Origin of the sequence: Paenibacillus sp. FSL R5-0912 (genome assembly GCF_000758605.1) — a bacterium.
Taxonomy (GTDB): Bacteria; Bacillota; Bacilli; order Paenibacillales; family Paenibacillaceae; genus Paenibacillus_AQ.
Genome location: NZ_CP009282.1, coordinates 4,550,304 through 4,568,083, shown reverse-complemented (window position 1 = coordinate 4,568,083; position 17,780 = coordinate 4,550,304). Strand labels below are relative to the sequence as shown.

Below are 17,780 nucleotides of genomic sequence, written 5' to 3'. Positions count from 1 at the left end.
GTTACAGGAGGAAAGGGAATTGACTGATATAGCTAAAGTAACTGTGATTGGAGCCGGACTTGCCGGCAGTGAAGCCGCCTGGCAGATTGCCTCGCGCGGGGTTCCGGTCAGATTATATGAGATGCGTCCGGTTGTGAAGACACCTGCGCATCATACGGACCAGTTCGCCGAGCTGGTCTGCAGTAACTCTCTTCGGGCCAACGGCCTTGGTAATGCGGTAGGTGTGCTCAAGGAGGAAATGCGCCGTCTTGACTCTCTGGTACTAGGTGCAGCCGACCGGCATGCGGTTCCGGCCGGAGGCGCACTTGCCGTAGACCGCGATGGTTTCTCCGGTGAGATTACGTCGATGCTGCATAATCACCCTCTGGTGGAAGTCATAAACGAAGAACTTACGCATATACCGGAGGAAGGGATTGTTGTCATTGCGACAGGCCCGCTGACCTCTCCGTCACTCTCCGCAGAGATTAAAGGGCTGCTTGGCGAGGAGTATTTCTACTTCTATGATGCGGCTGCCCCGATTGTCGAGAAGGACACCATTGATATGAGCAAGGTGTATTTGGCCTCCCGATATGACAAAGGTGAAGCTGCGTACCTGAATTGCCCGATGACGGAAGAGGAATTCGATGTTTTTTATGATGCACTGATCTCGGCTGAGACTGCCGCACTCAAAGATTTTGAGAAAGAGATTTACTTTGAAGGCTGTATGCCGATCGAGATTATGATGAAGCGCGGCAAGCAGACAGCACTCTTCGGGCCGATGAAGCCCGTAGGTTTGATGAATCCTCATACAGGCAAGCTTCCTTACGCAGTTGTGCAACTTCGTCAGGATAATGCAGCCGGAACGCTTTATAACCTGGTTGGCTTCCAGACCCATTTGAAGTGGGGCGAACAAAAACGCGTGTTTTCACTTATCCCCGGTCTTGAGAACGCAGAGTATGTCCGGTATGGTGTCATGCACCGCAATACATTTATCAATTCTCCCAAGCTGCTGCATCCCACCTATCAAATGAAGGGACGGGAAAGACTGTTCTTTGCCGGCCAGATGACAGGGGTTGAAGGTTATGTGGAGTCTGCGGCTTCAGGCATGATCGCCGGTATGAATGCTGCCAGAGCGGCGCTCGGTGAGGACGGTCTGATCTTCCCGCAGGATACCGTGCTGGGCAGCATGCCAGCCTACATTACTTCCGCAGATCCCGAGCATTTCCAGCCAATGAACGCCAACTTTGGTTTGCTGCCAAAGCTTGAAACGAGATTCCGCAGTAAAAAAGAGAAAAACGAACGCCTGGCTTACCGTGCGCTGGACAGTCTTGCTGCCTATGCTGCCGACAAAGGCCTGGCCTATACTGAGCCGGAGGTTGTAGAACCTGAGCTTACCGAAGCGGAAAGTCCAGCACAATAAAACTTAATCGTAAGCTCCTGGACGGATTGTCTGAAGCTGGTCCGGGATGCTTATGCCACAACACTAAGTGTATGCTTCCGGATCAGGTTTGTTCTAAGTGATTCAAGGAAGCTATGCTCACAAAACTTTAGGAGGGTGCCCATTATGTTACCCAGCTTTCATGCGACTACGATTTGTGCGGTAAGACATGACGGTCATGCTGCGATTGCCGGCGATGGTCAGGTTACATTCGGAGAGAGCGTCATTATGAAGACGACGGCAAAAAAGGTCCGCCGCCTGTACAGAGGACAAGTAATTGCCGGTTTTGCGGGCTCCGTAGCGGATGCGATTACTTTGTTTGAGAAGTTTGAGGGTAAGCTGGAGGAGCATCACGGCAACCTGCAGCGGGCTGCAGTAGAACTGGCCAAGGACTGGCGCCAGGATCGTATCCTGCGTAAGCTTGAAGCGCTCATGATCGTGATGGACAAGGAAGGCATGCTGCTTATTTCCGGAAACGGCGAGATTATTGAACCCGATGATGACGTGCTGGCAATTGGCTCCGGCGGCAACTTTGCGCTGGCTTCCGGTCGCGCGCTCAAACGTCATGCATCGCATCTTGGCGCAGCCGATATTGCCAGGGAAGCTCTGCAGATCGCTTCCGAGATCTGTGTGTATACCAACTCCAATATTATTGTCGAACAATTATAGGCATGGTGCCATAGAAAAAGGGAGGAAGTCACAATGGTGAATCAATCGCTTACACCCCGCCAGATCGTAGCAGAGCTGGATAAATATATCGTAGGTCAGAAGCAGGCTAAGAAATCGGTGGCCGTTGCTCTCCGCAACCGGTATCGGCGCAGCCTTTTATCCGAAGAGCTCCGGGATGAGGTTGTTCCTAAGAATATTCTCATGATTGGTCCTACAGGTGTCGGTAAAACGGAGATCGCACGGCGTCTGGCCAAGCTGGTCAATGCACCGTTCATCAAAGTGGAAGCCACGAAATTTACCGAAGTCGGCTACGTAGGCCGTGATGTGGAATCGATGGTCCGCGACCTGGTAGAGACTTCAATCCGTATGGTGAAGCTCGAACGTACCGAAAAGGTGAAGGACCGTGCTGAAGAACTGGCGAACGACCGCATTGTAGCCATACTGGTTCCTTCGACCTCGAAGGGCAAATCGCAGCGCAATCCGTTCGAGATGATTTTTGGCGGTAATAACGGCGGTGCAGAGGAAGCCAAAGAAGAGCCGGAGGACGGTAGTCTGAGCGAGCGCCGCAGAGGCATTAAGTTTAAGCTGCTGGCGGGTCAGCTCGAGGACGATATCATTGAAATCGATGTAGAAGACACCACTCCTTCAATGATGGATATGTTTGCCGGCCAAGGCAATGACCAGATGGGCATGAACATGCAGGAAATGTTCGGCAGCCTGCTGCCCAAGCGTACGAAGAAGCGCAAGCTGCCGATCCGTGAAGCCCGTAAGGTGCTGATTCAGGACGAGGCTGCCAAGCTGATTGATACGGATGATATGATTCAGGAGTCGGTAGCCCGCGCTGAGCAGTCCGGTATTATTTTTATCGATGAGATTGATAAGGTGGCCAGCCAGGGTAAAGGCTCCGGTCCGGATGTATCCCGTGAAGGGGTGCAGCGCGATATTTTGCCTATCGTTGAAGGTTCCACTGTGATGACTAAATACGGGCCTGTGAAGACGGATTACGTATTATTCATCGCCGCCGGAGCTTTTCATATTGCCAAGCCTTCTGACCTAATTCCTGAGCTTCAGGGACGTTTCCCGATCCGTGTGGAGCTGAGCAGTCTTACTCTTGAGGATTTTGTCTCTATTCTGACCGAACCGGAGAACGCACTGACGAAGCAATATGTTCATCTGCTGCAGACCGAGAACATCGAAATTCAGTTCCAGAAGGAAGCGATTCAGGAAATTGCCAAAATCGCCGCTTCCGTGAATCAGAATATGGAGAATATCGGTGCCCGGCGCCTGCATACGATTCTGGAGAAGCTGCTGGAGGACTTGTCCTTCGAAGCGCCGGAACTAACACTGGAGACAATGGTCATTACTCCGGAGTATGTTCGCGAAAAACTGGCAGGAATCGCACAGGACCGCGATTTAAGTCAATATATTCTTTAAAGCGACAGCGTGATATCCCGTTAAATTAGGTATTAAGAATTATTGCTATCCAAATTCAATTCGAAAAACGTGCATAAAGAGTTAAAAAATAGAAATTAAAAGAATTATTTGGAATAAAAAAGGTAGAATATTGTAAAAACATGCTTTAAGCCCTCTCTTTTCAGAAAAGATAGGGCTTATTTCTTATTGTAATAATATACAAATTCTAAGAGAATCAATGTATGTGAGATTGACATAAGAATCATCCATCGACATTGTTCGACCTGTTCTCGACAAAATAATGAAAAATTTAGTTTTTTTTGTCGAAAGCAAGCAGGAATTCGGGGGAAGTTGTGGAATTCTTTTCATTATGATAGGTTTGGAAGGGGGATTACCATGGGTTTGCTGAACAGTGTCAGTTTTCAAAGATTACAGGGAGGCCTAGATGCCGCCACCAAACGACAAAGTGTTCTGGCGAATAACGTAGCAAATGCTGATACGCCGAATTTTAAACGCTCTGATGTCAGCTTTGAAAGTTTCCTGAGACAACAGGAGAGCGGTGTAAAACCTACGCTGAGTGCGAAAGTATCTAACTCCCGCCATTTCCAATTTGGAACAGTAACCGCTGTGCCGGCTGCTGTTGTCAGTACAGATGAGACTACTTCTATGAACAACAACGGCAATAATGTGGATATGGACCGCGAACAGGCGCTGAGCGCTGAGAACCAGCTAAGGTATAACTCTTACATTGAACAGTTGAACAGTCAGATTACTATGATGCGTACAGTTGTGCAGGGAGGGTAATCAATAATGAACTTTGGTAGCAGCTTTGGAATAAGCGCCTCGGCATTGACTGCCCAGCGCCTGCGGATGGATGTAATTTCCTCCAATATCGCTAACGCAGAGACAACCAGGGCCTCCGTGGTTGACGGCAAAGCCGTACCTTACCGCCGTAAGCTTGTAGTACTGGAAACATCCCAGGCTGACAGCTTCTCTAATATACTCGATTCAAAAATGAGCGGCGGCAGCGAAGGTGTTAAAGTGAAGTCGATTATTGAGGATACTTCACCGCTGAAGCCCGTATACAATCCAAGTCATCCGGATGCTGATATTGACGGATATGTGTACATGCCGAATGTGGACCTTACGAAGGAAATGGTGGACATGCTGTCTGCCTCACGTTCTTATGAAGCAAATGTAACGATGCTTAATGCGTCCAAAGCGATGGTGGGTAAGGCGCTTGAAATCGGCCGTTAATTGAATTGATTGTTTAGGAGGAGAATAATTGATACAGAACTTATTGATTGGAACTCAGGCTGTACAGCCGCTGGCTATGAAACCCGTAGCTTCAGAAGCATCAGCCGTCTCCGAAACGGGACAAAGCTTTGGTTCATACCTGGAGAATGCTCTTAATCAGGTGGCGGACCAGGAGAAACAGGCTAAAGATATGAGTAACAAATTTGTTTTGGGAGAAGTCAACATTGATGAAGCAATGATTTCGTCCCAACAGGCATTGCTGAGTTTGCAGTTGACTACACAAGTCCGGAACAAAGTAATTGAAGCCTATCAGGAAATTATGAGAACTCAAATCTAAATAATCCTAGCTACGTTTCGGATGGGGTGACACTGTGAATGAAAGATTGGCCCAGTACCGGGAGAAGATTACCCTGTATTGGAACAGATTCAGCGGTAAACAGAAAATATTATTTTTCTCCACTCTGTTTATCATCATAATAATAATCGTAGTTTTGACCATGCAATTATCAAAGACAGAATACGAAGTTGCTTTTCAGGATCTGGATAGTACCGATTCAGCGGGAGTTATGAGTTATTTGGATACTTCAGGAATTTCTTACCGCTTAAGTCCGGATGGAAAGAGTATCTCAGTACCCAGTACTGATGCCGCGCGCATCAAGATAGCTATTGGTTCGCAGGGGATCGTAAAGGAAGGTTCCATCGGGTACAAAGTATTTGATCAATCTTCTTCGATGATTGGGACTACAGACAGTGAATTCAACGTGAAGTACAACAATGCGCTGAACGGCGAAGTTGAGCAACTGATGAGAAGAATGCAGGGGATTAAAGATGTCAAGGTTCTGATTACCCTGCCGAAGGAAACTGTGTTTGCCTCACAGGAGGACCAGGAGAAAGCGTTGGCTTCTGTGGTGCTTAGCTTTAATCCAGGATTTAGACCTACACAGGATAATATCGACGGGTACTTCAATCTCGTAAAGACCGCCGTGCCGAATTTGCCGGTTGATAACATTACGATCACTAATAATGAGGTCGAATTGATGCCGACAGCTAAAGGCGGGCAAGCTGGCGTGTCAAGCCAAGTCGAAGAGAACTTCGCATTGCAGAAGAAATTCGAAGATGATGTCAAGAAAGATGTCAAGCAATTCCTGAGTACGCTCACAGGGCCCGATAAAGTGGATGTTCTGGTGTTCTCCAAGCTCAACTTCGATAAGGAGAACCGTCAGGAAGAAATCGTACTGCCGGTAGATGCGGAGAATATGAAAGGGATTGAGATCAGTTCGCAAATTATCAGCAATACTTATTCGGGTCAAGGGAATACATCCGGTGGGGTTGCTGGTACAGGATCGGAAGATGTCTCTGGATATCCTTCGGGGACTGACACGGGTACTACTTCTTCTGAGGAATCATCGGAGACCAGGAACTATGAAGTGAATCGAATCACCAAAGATATTATTGCAAGTCCATATACTGTTAAAGATTTAACCATAAATGTTGCAGTTGAACCACCTAATGGGCAAACAACTTTGGATGATACAACTTCAGCGGCGATCCAGAATATTCTGGTCAATATTGTCCGTGCTTCGTTGGCAGATTCAGGTATTACTTATACAGACGCCGATTTAACCAAAAAAGTTTCGGTGTTCTCGCAACAATTTGGCAGTACGGCGGCGGATGCAGCATCTGGCGGACTGGCTAGCTGGATGATCTGGGCAATTGGCGGAGCCGCATTGCTGGTCGGTGCGGGCGGCGGTTACCTCATCTACCGCAGCCGCAAGAATAAGCAGGAGGAAGAAGCGGAAGATGACATTCCGCTGCAGGTTCCTACCGAGTTTCCTTCTATTAATATGGAGAGCGTGACGAATGAAAGTCAGGTCCGTAAGCAGCTGGAAAGTCTTGCGAAGAAAAAGCCGGATGAATTCGTAAATCTGCTGCGTACATGGCTTGCTGAAGAACAGAGGTGAAGGAATGGCAAAAGCTAGCCAGCAGGGACTTAGCGGCCGTCAAAAGGCGGCGATCCTGCTTATCACACTAGGGCCTGAAGTATCGGCACAAATATTTAAACATTTGAGAGATGAGGAAATCGAGCAGCTGACTCTGGAAATTGCGAATGTCCGTAAGGTGGACAGCGTGGAGAAAGAGTCGATCATGTCAGAATTCCATCAAATCTGTCTGGCTCAAGAATATATCTCTCAAGGTGGTATTAACTATGCCAAGGAGATACTCGAGAAAGCACTGGGTTCAGCCAAGGCGCTTGAAGTTATTAACCGACTGACGGCGACGCTGCAGGTAAGACCGTTCGATTTTGCCCGCAAAGCAGACCCGAACCAGATTCTTAACTTTATCCAGAACGAAAATGTCCAGACTATTGCACTAGTGCTCTCTTATTTGCAGTTTGAACAGGCTGCCTCTATCCTGTCTTCCCTTCCTCAGGAGAAGCAGGCAGAGGTTGCCCGGAGAATAGCGATTATGGACAGCACCTCTCCAGAGGTTGTTACGCAAATAGAACGGGTTCTGGAACAGAAGCTGTCGGCTACAGTTACCCAGGATTACACAAATGCGGGCGGTATTGAATCGATTGTACAGATTCTGAACGGCGTTGACCGTGGTACAGAACGTACCATTCTCGACTCGCTGGAAATACAGGATCCGGAGTTGGCGGAAGAAATCAAGAAGCGGATGTTCGTCTTCGAGGATATCGTCAATGTGGACAACCGTTCAATCCAACGCATCATCAAAGATATCGACAATGCGGATTTGCAGCTTGCGCTCAAGGTGGCCAGCGAGGAAGTGCGGGATGTTATTTTCCGCAATATGTCCAAGCGTATGGCCGAAACCTTCCGCGAAGAAATGGAATACATGGGTCCTGTGCGGCTGCGTGATGTGGAGGAAGCACAGACCCGCATCGTAGGCACGATCCGCAGACTCGAAGAGTCTGGTGAAATTATCATCGCCCGTGGCGGAGGAGATGACATTATTGTCTAAGCTGATCAAACATTCTCAATATGTTCCGGTAGATGTACTGAAGCGGCTGGAGCAGGCCAGACATCATGCAGGGCTTACAGAAGATCCTGTTGCCGAGGAGGTTCCAGGCGAAGTCCACTATCAGGATCCCGCCAGGGAAGCGGCAGAGCAGGCACGCAAGCAAATGCTGAAAGATGCCCAGGAGTTTGCTGAAGGGCAGGTCCGCAGTGCCTCTCAGGAAGCTGAGAATATTATGGAATCAGCACGGAATGAAGCTGAAGAATGGTGGCGGCAGCGCAGAGAACAGGACGAGCATCTTGTGGAAGCCGTCAAGTCCGAAGGATTTCAGCAAGGCTACCAGGAAGGTCTCGCCCATGCGGAGCAGGAGATGTCCCAGCGGCTTGCCGAGATGATGGAGGAAGCAAGAACCGTACTTCAGGAAGCGTACCGGGCAAAAGATGTAATTATTCAAGAAGCTGAACCTTTTCTTGTAGAGCTGAGCTGCGATATCGCCGAGAAAATAGTGGACAAGCAGCTGACCGTGGAACCGCAATTTGCAATGGAGCTGATCCGCAAGAATCTGGCCCGCAAGCGCGAGCAGGGATTGATTTCCTTATGTGTCTCTCCGGCACAGTTCGCATTTGTTAATGCAGCGCGAGAAGAGCTTTCACTTGCCGTGGACTCACAGGCAGAACTGCAGATTCTTCCGGATTCAACGGTTAAGGATCAGGGCTGTGTCATCCGCTCCTCCTTTGGCAGCATCGACGCACGTGTGGATACCCAACTGGCTGAGATCAAAAAAGAACTGCTGCGAATTGCCCTGGATGTAGGTGAACACAGAAATGGGGAAGACGATGCTTGACAGCGGAAGGTACAAAGAACAGCTGCGTAATTTTGACCCGGTCCGGATTAACGGCAAGGTTACCCAGGTCATCGGACTGATGGTGGAGTCGGAAGGACCGGATGCCAGCATCGGTGATGTGTGTTTTATTTATCCCGCGAAAGGAACTAAGCCGCTTCAGGCAGAGGTCGTCGGATTTCGTGACAACAAGGTGCTGCTGATGCCGCTTGGAGAACTGCAGGCTATTGGGCCTGGCTGTGATGTTGTCGGCACAGGCAAGCCGCTGAGTGTACAGGTAGGCTCGGAGCTGCTGGGAAAGGTGCTTGACGGTTTGGGCCAGCCGCTTGACGGCTCACTCATTCCTGCACGTATGCCGCACAGTTCAACCTTCAACATTCCTTCCAATCCGCTTAACCGTCCGCGTGTAGCTGAACCTATCAGCATCGGGGTCAGAGCGATTGACGGGCTTCTCACCATCGGTAAAGGACAGCGGGTCGGCATTTTTGCGGGCTCTGGTGTCGGCAAGAGCACACTGATGGGAATGATCGCCCGTAACACTTCGGCAGATGTGAATGTTATTGCCCTTATCGGTGAACGGGGCAGGGAAGTGCTTGATTTCATTGAGCGCGACCTGGGGCCGGAAGGACTGCAGCGTTCGGTGGTTATCGTGGCTACTTCGGATCAGCCGGCGCTGATCCGGATCAAAGGTGCCTTGATCGCTACTACAATCGCCGAATATTTCCGTGACCGCGGACTGAATGTCATGCTGATGATGGACTCGGTTACCCGCTATGCCATGGCCCAGCGCGAGGTTGGGTTGGCGGTAGGAGAACCTCCTGCAATGAGAGGGTACACCCCTTCGGTGTTCGCCAGTCTGCCTAAGCTGCTGGAACGGGCTGGAACAGGCCCTACTGGATCAATCACCGCATTTTATACCGTGCTGGTTGACGGTGACGATATGAACGAGCCGATCGCCGATGCTGTGCGAGGTATCCTGGACGGACACATTGTCCTGAACCGGAATATCGCGAATAAAGGACATTTCCCGGCAATCGATGTTCTCTCCAGCATTAGCCGTGTTATGAAGGATATAGCACCGGAAGAGCAGATTGCTGCAGCCGAGAATGTAAAGCGTCTTATGGCGGTTTATAAGGATTCCGAGGATCTGATCAATATCGGAGCTTACCAAAGAGGGTCGAACGCCCAAATCGATGAATCGATGCATTACATCGACAGCATCTGGGATTTCACCAAGCAAAAAGTAAACGAGAAGGTAACTCTTAGCGAAGTGCAGCAGTCTTTAATTTCACAGTTCTCGAGGAGTTGATTGATCATGAGATTCCATTATACTTTTCAAAAAGTGGTGGACTTGAAGGGTAACGAAAAAACACAGGCAGAGTGGATGCTCTCAAGCGCGCTCGGAGAACTGCAGGCACAGGAAAAAAGCCTTGATGAATTAATTATACAGCGCAATGCGGTGATGTTGTCCTTACAGAGTGCTGCTGAGCAAAAGACACCTATGGCTAAGCTTCGCGAAATGCAGAATTATGTGGATTATCTGGATAAGTGCATTGCCCGCAAACATTCCGATATCAGCCGGGCGCATATAGAGGTTCAGAGCAAGCAGGACCATCTCAGTACCAAGGTTCTGGATGAGAAGGTATGGCTCAAGGCCAAAGACAAAGCACAAACAGCATTTCTGCAGAATATGAGTTTACGGGAACAAAACGAACTGGATGAGATGGCTACCGTCCGCTTCGCGATGAAATCCCTCTAACCCGGGAGGTTTCCGCTAGTGGCAAATAATCAAATGGAACTTGAAGATGAAGGGTCGGCAGGTAAATTTGAGCGTTTTTTATTCTTGATGATCCCAATCATCTTCACGCTTGTACTGCTTGGAGTACTGTTGACCCTATTTAATATGGATATCCGCAATAATGTCCTTGAGATTGCGAACAAGATTCCTGTTGTGGAGAAATGGGTGCCTGAACCTGCCACAGATCCGGATTCGGATACCGCTGGAGAAACCGCAGATGATCCGCAAGCTGAAACTAAAGAGCAGGCCGCCAGCTCGGAGAGTACAATTAAAGAGCTGAAGTCTCAGCTTAACGCGCAGGCAGCGCAGCTGAAACAGGCAGAAGAAGATAAGGCGTCCGAGGCTAACAAAGCTGAGGCGCTTCAGAAACAGATTGACGGGATGAAAGAAGAAGCGGCGGCAGTTGCAGCCACTGAGGAAGATGAAGATCCATATCTCAAGCAGGTCACGGATCTGGCCAAGCTGTATGCGGGAATGAAAGCCTCTAAAGCTGCACCGATTATGGAGAACTTGACTACAGATGAAATGGTCCAAATTTTCAGTGTGATGAGCAATGCCAGCAAAACGGCCATCCTGGAAAAGATGGACCCGAAAAAAGCTGCGGATGTATCTATAAAGCTAAAAGAAACAACCAATTCAACCGATATGGCTATTGCAGCCCTTCAATCGAGACTGAAACAGGATGAAGCCGGTACAACCACGGCTGCAGCCTCAGCCAATCTTGATCAGGAAAAGCTCAGCCAGACTTTTACTTCAATGCCTGCTGCTGACGCGGCTACACTGCTGGGTTCGATGTACAGCATTAGCCCGGACAAGGTCATCACTATACTGAATACAGTTAGTGATACTGTACGATCCTCTATCCTGGGGGAGATGACCAAGAATGACAGCGCACAGACAGCCAAAATTGTAAACCGGCTGATGGGCGGTAAATAATACTTGAAGGGAGGTGAAAAAGATGAGTTTAATCGTACAAACATTAAGTGCAGGTAACCTGACTGTTGCCGGTGGAACGTCAACGGGTACCAGTGGAACTGCCGGTTCGGCTACACCTTTTGCCCAGACGCTTGTACAGAGCATGGGAGGCACTACTTCTAAAGGGACGGAAGCACCTCTATTGGGCAATCTGGCTTCCTTGCTGCAGGGTCTTCTGAACGCGGTACAGACCAAGGGTGAGGAATCCGTCAGTACAGATGCAAAGAAAGCAGAACTTCTTGAAAGCCTCACTCAGGACATGGAGAATCTGGATGCAAGTCTGGAGGCTGATCCCGCGCTGCTCGCTGCTCTTCAAGGGTGGATTCTTCAAGTGTCGGCGCTCTTATCCGGTAATACTCCGGCTGATCAGACAGGCGCATTAGACACTGGAGCATTGGCAACAGCAGGTTTGTCGCCCCTTGCCCAGAACCCGGAAACCCTGCGTTTTGCAGTCCAGGATGAGCTGAACAGCCTGGTCCAACTGGTTCAGGATGCAGCTGTAAGCGGAAGTGAAGAAACGGCAACCAAAGGTGCTGCACTGTTAAATCAATTCTCAGCTATTCTGGCTGAAAGCGTGCCTGCCGATAACAAACCCAAGCTTAAGACTGTAAGTACAACAGAGGTTTCGTCAGCATCGCTTAAGCAGGCATCCGGAACAGAAACCAAACAGAATGTTGATGATAGTAGAAGAGTAGTTTCAAATATCCGTACATTTTTGGATGCCACAGTTAAGACGGAGTCTGCTTCAGTACCAACAGCACTAAATAGTACAAATGTAACTGCAGAAGAGAGCCCTCAGATTCCTTCCACGGGGATAGCTCCAGTGAAGGAGACGGCAACGGCCGAGGAAGCTTTGCCAGCCGCCAAAATATCAGCTGGCGAGCCTGAAATCGTTACAGCAGGCCAATTATCGCTCAGTAACGGAATTTCCGCACCACTGAAAGCACCACCCTCACCGGTGCCGGTTCAGCAATTCGCTCAGGAAATGAACACTTTTATCAGCGGTAAATTGGAAATCGTCAAAAAAGGCGGAGTAGCTGAAGCTACAATCACTCTATTCCCGGAGAATCTTGGACAAGTCGATGTGAAGATATCGATGCAAAATGGTAATCTGGTTGCCCAATTCCTGACCCAGCATAGCGGAACGAAGGATATTCTTGAACAGCAGATGAACCAGCTTCGTTTAGCTTTACAGTCCCAAGGCCTTCAGGTAGAAAAACTTGAGGTGACTCAGAACAACCCATCAGCTCAGTCACAATGGACTGGACAGCAGGGGCAACAGACGGGAGCTGGCGGACAACAGCAGGGTAGACGCTCTCGAGAGCGCCAGGAAGAATCCGCAGAGGCGGTGCTTGCCGCAGAGCTTAATGGAGAATGGAAAGATTGGGTTTCGGCAACGCAGCAAGATAATAATCAGAACGGCAGTTTTTCGGCCAAAATATAATAACTGGACAAGCGAGGTGAAATGAAATGGCAACAACGAATCCCGTTTCTGGCAGTAACTCATGGAATTATGTATCGGATAGTTCAACTACCAAGACAACAGGCAGCTCGACACTGGGCAAGGATCAATTTCTTAAAATATTGATTACCCAGCTGCAGAATCAGGACCCTATGCAGCCGATGGAGGATAAAGAATTTATCGCCCAGATGGCCCAGTTCTCCTCTGTCGAACAGTTAATGAACATTTCCACCCAGCTTACGGCACTGAATCAGTCACTAGGTTCTGTATCCGGTCTGATCGGCAAAGATGTCACTTGGACAGATGCCCAAACCAAATTACCGAAATCAGGAAATGTAGAATCCATTGTTGTGAGCAGTGGTGTACAGTACGCGGTAGTAGGCAGTGAGCGGATCGCCTTAACAGATATCACACAAATTCAGAATCCTTCTGCTGAACCGGCAGCGGGCAGTGATACTTCAACGGGCGGCGGGGAGAGCGGGGGGACCACATGAGCGACAGACTGACAATAGGCCAGCTGTATCCGGCGAGTGTACACCCTTCAACGCTGCAACGTCAGCAGTCAACCAAGAGCTCTGTAAGCTCTGAAGCTTCATTTGAGAGCGTGCTGCAGAAGAATATGCTGAAGTTCAGCAATCATGCGGCAAAGAGGCTTGAACAGCGGGGAATTGAGCTTGGCAGCCGCCAATTAGATCAAATCTCGTCTGCGGTAGACAAGGCAGCAGCCAAGGGCAGCAAGGAATCCTTAATCCTTATGAAGGATATGGCGTTAATCGTAAGCGTTGCGAACCGTACCGTAGTTACAGCTATGGATGGGAACTCTATGAAAGATAATGTATTCACGCAGATTGACAGTGCAGTAATAATCTCATGAACCGGCTGGTCCTAACTGGAGAGCCGGAATGTCCGCCGACCGACTGACGCGGGCATCACTCCAATTTCCAATATTCTAACAATTAAGAGTCTGAAAGGCTCTATATCTGGGAGGACGACAAACAATGTTAAGATCTATGTATTCAGGAGTATCAGGTATGCGCGGGTTCCAGACCAAGCTGGACGTTATCGGTAACAATATTGCCAATGTCAACACCATCGGCTTCAAATCAGGCCGTGTAATGTTCAAAGACATCATGAGCCAGACGGTATCCGGTGTTACGGCACCTGTTGATGGCGGACAAGGCGGGGTTAATGCCAAACAGATCGGGTTAGGGGTAAGCATTGGTTCTGTGGATACGATGCATTTGGCGGGCAGTGCCATGACAACTAATAACCCTACGGATCTGCGGATTGACGGAGACGGATTCTTCCTGGTAAAACTCACGGATGATCAGGAGACGCCTTTCCTTACGCGCGCAGGAGATTTCCATGTGGATTCTAACCGGAATCTCATTACTTCCGATGGTCTTCATGTCGTGAGTGTTGATGGGGAATCCATTCAATTGCCTGAAGAGGCTACCGCATTCTCTATCTCGAGTGACGGTACGATTATTCAGACGATGGCTGACGGGACGACTGAACAAGGGGTTCAAATCGCCGTTGCCAAAGTTAGCAACCCGCAAGGTCTTGAGAAAATCGGCGGCAATCTGTACCGGATGACATTGAATGCCAACGCAGAGGGAGCGCTGGAACCGACTACTGCCAACAATGCTGAAGTGGGAACAGGCTCAATTGTTGCCGGCCAGCTGGAAATGTCTAACGTCGATCTGACGAACGAGTTCACGGAGATGATCGTGTCACAACGTGGTTTCCAGGCGAACTCACGAATTATTACAACTTCAGATGAAGTACTCCAGGAAGTAGTTAACCTCAAGCGTTAAGTTTTTGGGAATATGAGGGTTAGTCATAAACTTGCTGTATAATAATAACTTTTCGCCTGTGGCGGTATCGTTATTATAGTCGTGGGGGGGACTCCTCCCCCTATTTTGTTAGGAGGCCTGTTATGATTTCGGTAACAAGATTGAATGGGGCGGCGATGTGGTTAAATGCCCTGCTGGTTGAAATGGTTGAGGAATCCCCGGATACGTATATCACGCTTGTAACCGGCAAAAGGCTGATTGTGCTTGAAAAGGCTGATGAAGTCATTGAGAAGATCAAGGAATACAACAGGGACATAGGCACACATGCTGCCACCATTAAAGTCCAATCGATGGAGGAGCTTTCATGAAGAAGATGATGCCATGGCTCATTACGATTTTACTGGCGATTACGCTCATTGTAGTAGCCGCATTTTTACTAATGGACAGGTTTTTCCCCAGTGATGCGAATGATGTGAACCAGGCTGTCCAGAACGTGGAAGCTAAGAGACTAAGCGCGGATGAAATCGTCGCCTTGACGGCGGTAATCACTGATATCAAAACTAATCTTGCCGATCCCGATTATATCCTTTCAGTTGACATCGCGTTTCAGCTAGATTCAGCGAAGTCCAAGGAAGAATTCGAAAAGATAAAAGCTATTAAAATTACACCGCTTATTATCAAAGCAATTGCCGATGCCCGGCCTGAGGAATTAAACGGGGCCAGCGGCAAAGATCAATTCAGCAGCAAGCTGGTGAACATAATCAATAAGAATTTGACTGAAGGCACGATTACCCAGATAGAATTCACCAAATTCATCTTGGCACCAATGTAACTGCTGGCGGGATAATTCTTTGATGGGGGGGTGATTGAAATTGGTTGATGTACTATCACAAAATGAAATTGATGCTCTGCTTGCTGCACTCTCATCCGGTGAAATGGATGCCGACGAACTGAAAAAAGAAGAAACCCAGAAAAAAATCCGCTCTTACGATTTCAAACGGGCTGTACGCTTCTCCAAAGATCATATCCGCAGTCTTACCCGGATCCATGATAACTTTGCCCGCTACCTGACAACGTACTTTTCGGCCCAATTGCGCACTTTTGTACAAATCAGTGTCGTTCAAGTAGAGCAGCTCCCTTATGATGAGTTTATCCGCTCCATTCCCAAAATGACGATACTGAATATTTTTGAAGCCGAACCTCTAGAGGGCCGGATGGTTATGGAGGTGCATCCGAACATTGCCTTTGCCATGCTGGACAGACTGCTTGGCGGATTTGGTATAGCACCTTCGAAGATTAACGCCCTGACTGAAATCGAAACGACAATTATGGAGAGGATTTTCAGCAGATGTTTCGAAAGTCTGCAGGAAGCCTGGAAGACAGTTCTGGACATCCATCCACGGATGGAAGCACTGGAAACGAATCCGCAGTTTATGCAAATTGTATCGCCAAATGAAACGATTGCCCTTATCTCCCTCAGCACCAAAATTGGAGATACCACCGGGATGATCAACCTCTGTATCCCTCACGTTGTTCTTGAGCCGATTATGTCGAGGCTGTCTGTTCACCAGTGGTTTGTATCCGAGAAGAAGGTGCGGGATGAGGTTGAGCTTGAAGCCATCCGGGCAAGAGTTCACCGGGCTCAGCTTCCGATAGTAGCAGAGCTGGGTGAATCGAGGTTATCCATTGCTGAATTTCTCGGGCTCAGTGTCGGCGACGTGATTTCTCTTAACAAGACTGTGGATTCCGGACTGTCAATCAAGGTAGGGGACAAGCTGAAATTCATCGGAAGTCCTGGGATAATCAAAGAACGAGTGGCTGTGCAAATAGACGAGATTGTCAGCGAAGGGGTTGAAGAGTTTGACGAGTAAAGATTATTTGTCCCAAGAAGAGATAGATGCTCTTCTTAGACAGTCTGCGGAAGGTAACCTGGCTCCCTCGCCGAAGACAGTGGATGATTATTTAACACCTTTTGAACAGGATGCGCTGGGAGAGATCGGTAATATCACATTTGGCAGTGCAGCGACTGCGCTATCTACTCTGCTCGGCAAAAAGGTTGATATCACGACTCCAAAGGTATCGATTATTACCCGCAGTGAATTCGAGGATGCATTTCCTAAACCCCATGTCGCAGTTCATGTACAGTATGTGGACGGTTTCCAAGGGATCAATTCACTGGTCATCAAGATCAGGGATGCACAGGTCATTGCCGATTTAATGCTTGGCGGTGAAGGAGAACCCAAAGACGAGGAATTGAATGAAATTCATATCAGCGCCGTGCAGGAAGCCATGAATCAGATGATGGGCTCATCGGCTACTTCCATGTCGACTATATTTAACAGATTCGTCAATATTTCTCCTCCAGGCATCGATATTCTAAATATGTCCAGTGGAGAAGGGGTTGGAAGCCTGCCGGATGATGAAACATTAATCCAGATTTCGTTCCGGCTGAAGATCGGCGATTTGATCGATTCCACGATTATGCAGCTGTTACCGGTACCGTTCGCCAAAGACATGGTGACCATGCTATTGGGCGATGTCAGCCAGGCTGACCAGGAAGCGGCCGTTACGTCGACCGCAACACCTCCCAAACCCGCCGCCGCACCAGAACCTGCTCCGGCAGCACCTCCGGTACAGCAGCAGATGCCGGCACCTGACCCTGGAGGGATCCCTCCTCAATATCCGCCGCAGGGGATGCCGCCATATCCGGGAATGCCTGAAGGTGGCTATTATTATCCTCCGGCCGGTATGCCAGCCTATGGAATGCCGGGTATGCCGCCTTACGGAATGCCGCCTCAAGGAATGCCATATCCGCAGGCGCCGCCGCAGAATTCTGCACCTAATCGCAATGTGAATGTGCAGCCGGTACAATTTGCTAACCTCAGTGCAGGGGCTTTTGGCAATATTGACGAAAATAATTTAAATTTATTGATGGACATACCACTGAGAGTGACCGTAGAATTAGGAAGGACCCAGAAGCAGATCAAAGATATTCTGGAAATGTCGCAAGGTTCGATTATCGAACTGGACAAACTGGCGGGCGAGCCTGTTGACATTCTGGTTAACAACAAGCTCATTGCCAAAGGGGAAGTCGTAGTTATAGACGAAAACTTCGGTGTCCGCGTTACGGATATCGTCAGCCAGTGGGACCGTATACAAAAATTACAATAAGC

20 protein-coding genes are annotated in these 17,780 nt (G+C 48.8%); all 20 read left to right on the top strand.

The window, feature by feature from the left end; translation table 11 throughout:
* Positions 1-19 precede the first annotated feature (19 nt).
* The 20 genes from trmFO (at position 20) to fliY (ending at position 17,778) form a co-directional block, all read left to right on the top strand.
* On the top strand, positions 20-1,399 hold the full coding sequence (trmFO, locus tag R50912_RS19285; protein WP_042237162.1) for an FADH(2)-oxidizing methylenetetrahydrofolate--tRNA-(uracil(54)-C(5))-methyltransferase TrmFO: 1,380 nt from the start codon (positions 20-22) through the stop codon (positions 1,397-1,399).
* Between the two features lie 144 nt (positions 1,400-1,543).
* Positions 1,544-2,086: an ATP-dependent protease subunit HslV gene (gene hslV / locus R50912_RS19280; protein WP_039295147.1), complete on the top strand. Its 543-nt coding sequence runs from the start codon at positions 1,544-1,546 to the stop codon at positions 2,084-2,086.
* Positions 2,087-2,119: 33 nt separating this feature from the next.
* The gene (gene hslU, locus R50912_RS19275; RefSeq protein ID WP_039295151.1) at positions 2,120-3,520 is read left to right on the top strand and encodes an ATP-dependent protease ATPase subunit HslU; all 1,401 of its coding nucleotides are present in this window, start codon (positions 2,120-2,122) and stop codon (positions 3,518-3,520) included.
* Positions 3,521-3,895: 375 nt separating this feature from the next.
* On the top strand, positions 3,896-4,303 hold the full coding sequence (flgB, locus tag R50912_RS19270; protein ID WP_042237161.1) for a flagellar basal body rod protein FlgB: 408 nt from the start codon (positions 3,896-3,898) through the stop codon (positions 4,301-4,303).
* 6 nt (positions 4,304-4,309) lie between these two features.
* Positions 4,310-4,756, top strand: coding sequence for a flagellar basal body rod protein FlgC (flgC, locus tag R50912_RS19265; RefSeq protein WP_042237159.1), 447 nt, complete (start codon positions 4,310-4,312; stop codon positions 4,754-4,756).
* Between the two features lie 28 nt (positions 4,757-4,784).
* The gene (fliE, locus tag R50912_RS19260; protein ID WP_042237156.1) at positions 4,785-5,093 is read left to right on the top strand and encodes a flagellar hook-basal body complex protein FliE; all 309 of its coding nucleotides are present in this window, start codon (positions 4,785-4,787) and stop codon (positions 5,091-5,093) included.
* Between the two features lie 34 nt (positions 5,094-5,127).
* Positions 5,128-6,717: a flagellar basal-body MS-ring/collar protein FliF gene (fliF, locus tag R50912_RS19255; protein WP_042237153.1), complete on the top strand. Its 1,590-nt coding sequence runs from the start codon at positions 5,128-5,130 to the stop codon at positions 6,715-6,717.
* Between the two features lie 4 nt (positions 6,718-6,721).
* Positions 6,722-7,738 carry a flagellar motor switch protein FliG gene (gene fliG / locus R50912_RS19250; protein ID WP_042138160.1) on the top strand — a complete coding sequence of 339 codons (1,017 nt, stop codon included), beginning with the start codon at positions 6,722-6,724 and terminating at the stop codon, positions 7,736-7,738.
* Positions 7,731-8,579: a FliH/SctL family protein gene (locus tag R50912_RS19245; RefSeq protein WP_042237151.1), complete on the top strand. Its 849-nt coding sequence runs from the start codon at positions 7,731-7,733 to the stop codon at positions 8,577-8,579. Before fliG ends, R50912_RS19245 begins: the two co-directional genes overlap by 8 nt.
* Positions 8,572-9,885: a flagellar protein export ATPase FliI gene (fliI, locus tag R50912_RS19240; RefSeq protein ID WP_042242743.1), complete on the top strand. Its 1,314-nt coding sequence runs from the start codon at positions 8,572-8,574 to the stop codon at positions 9,883-9,885. Before R50912_RS19245 ends, fliI begins: the two co-directional genes overlap by 8 nt.
* A gap of 6 nt (positions 9,886-9,891) precedes the next feature.
* Complete coding sequence (fliJ, locus tag R50912_RS19235; RefSeq protein ID WP_042237149.1) at positions 9,892-10,335, top strand: flagellar export protein FliJ; 444 nt, start codon at positions 9,892-9,894, stop codon at positions 10,333-10,335.
* Between the two features lie 18 nt (positions 10,336-10,353).
* Positions 10,354-11,310, top strand: coding sequence for a MotE family protein (locus R50912_RS19230; protein ID WP_231637676.1), 957 nt, complete (start codon positions 10,354-10,356; stop codon positions 11,308-11,310).
* Between the two features lie 22 nt (positions 11,311-11,332).
* On the top strand, positions 11,333-12,793 hold the full coding sequence (locus R50912_RS19225) for a flagellar hook-length control protein FliK (protein ID WP_042237148.1): 1,461 nt from the start codon (positions 11,333-11,335) through the stop codon (positions 12,791-12,793).
* Between the two features lie 26 nt (positions 12,794-12,819).
* A complete protein-coding gene (flgD, locus tag R50912_RS19220) occupies positions 12,820-13,305 on the top strand; it encodes a flagellar hook assembly protein FlgD (RefSeq protein ID WP_042237146.1) in 486 nt (161 codons plus the stop codon).
* A complete protein-coding gene (locus R50912_RS19215) occupies positions 13,302-13,685 on the top strand; it encodes a TIGR02530 family flagellar biosynthesis protein (RefSeq protein WP_042237144.1) in 384 nt (127 codons plus the stop codon). The genes flgD and R50912_RS19215 overlap by 4 nt, the downstream gene beginning before the upstream one ends.
* Before the next feature lie 124 nt (positions 13,686-13,809).
* Entirely contained in the window at positions 13,810-14,628 is an 819-nt protein-coding gene (flgG, locus tag R50912_RS19210) for a flagellar basal body rod protein FlgG (RefSeq protein ID WP_042237142.1), read from the top strand.
* A gap of 122 nt (positions 14,629-14,750) precedes the next feature.
* A complete protein-coding gene (locus R50912_RS19205) occupies positions 14,751-14,975 on the top strand; it encodes a flagellar FlbD family protein (protein WP_039295177.1) in 225 nt (74 codons plus the stop codon).
* Positions 14,972-15,439, top strand: a complete 468-nt coding sequence (locus R50912_RS19200; RefSeq protein ID WP_042237140.1) for a flagellar basal body-associated FliL family protein — start codon at positions 14,972-14,974, stop codon at positions 15,437-15,439. The genes R50912_RS19205 and R50912_RS19200 overlap by 4 nt, the downstream gene beginning before the upstream one ends.
* A 40-nt stretch (positions 15,440-15,479) precedes the next feature.
* Complete coding sequence (gene fliM, locus R50912_RS19195; RefSeq protein WP_042237139.1) at positions 15,480-16,478, top strand: flagellar motor switch protein FliM; 999 nt, start codon at positions 15,480-15,482, stop codon at positions 16,476-16,478.
* Positions 16,468-17,778 carry a flagellar motor switch phosphatase FliY gene (gene fliY, locus R50912_RS19190; RefSeq protein WP_042237137.1) on the top strand — a complete coding sequence of 437 codons (1,311 nt, stop codon included), beginning with the start codon at positions 16,468-16,470 and terminating at the stop codon, positions 17,776-17,778. Before fliM ends, fliY begins: the two co-directional genes overlap by 11 nt.
* Positions 17,779-17,780 lie beyond the last annotated feature (2 nt).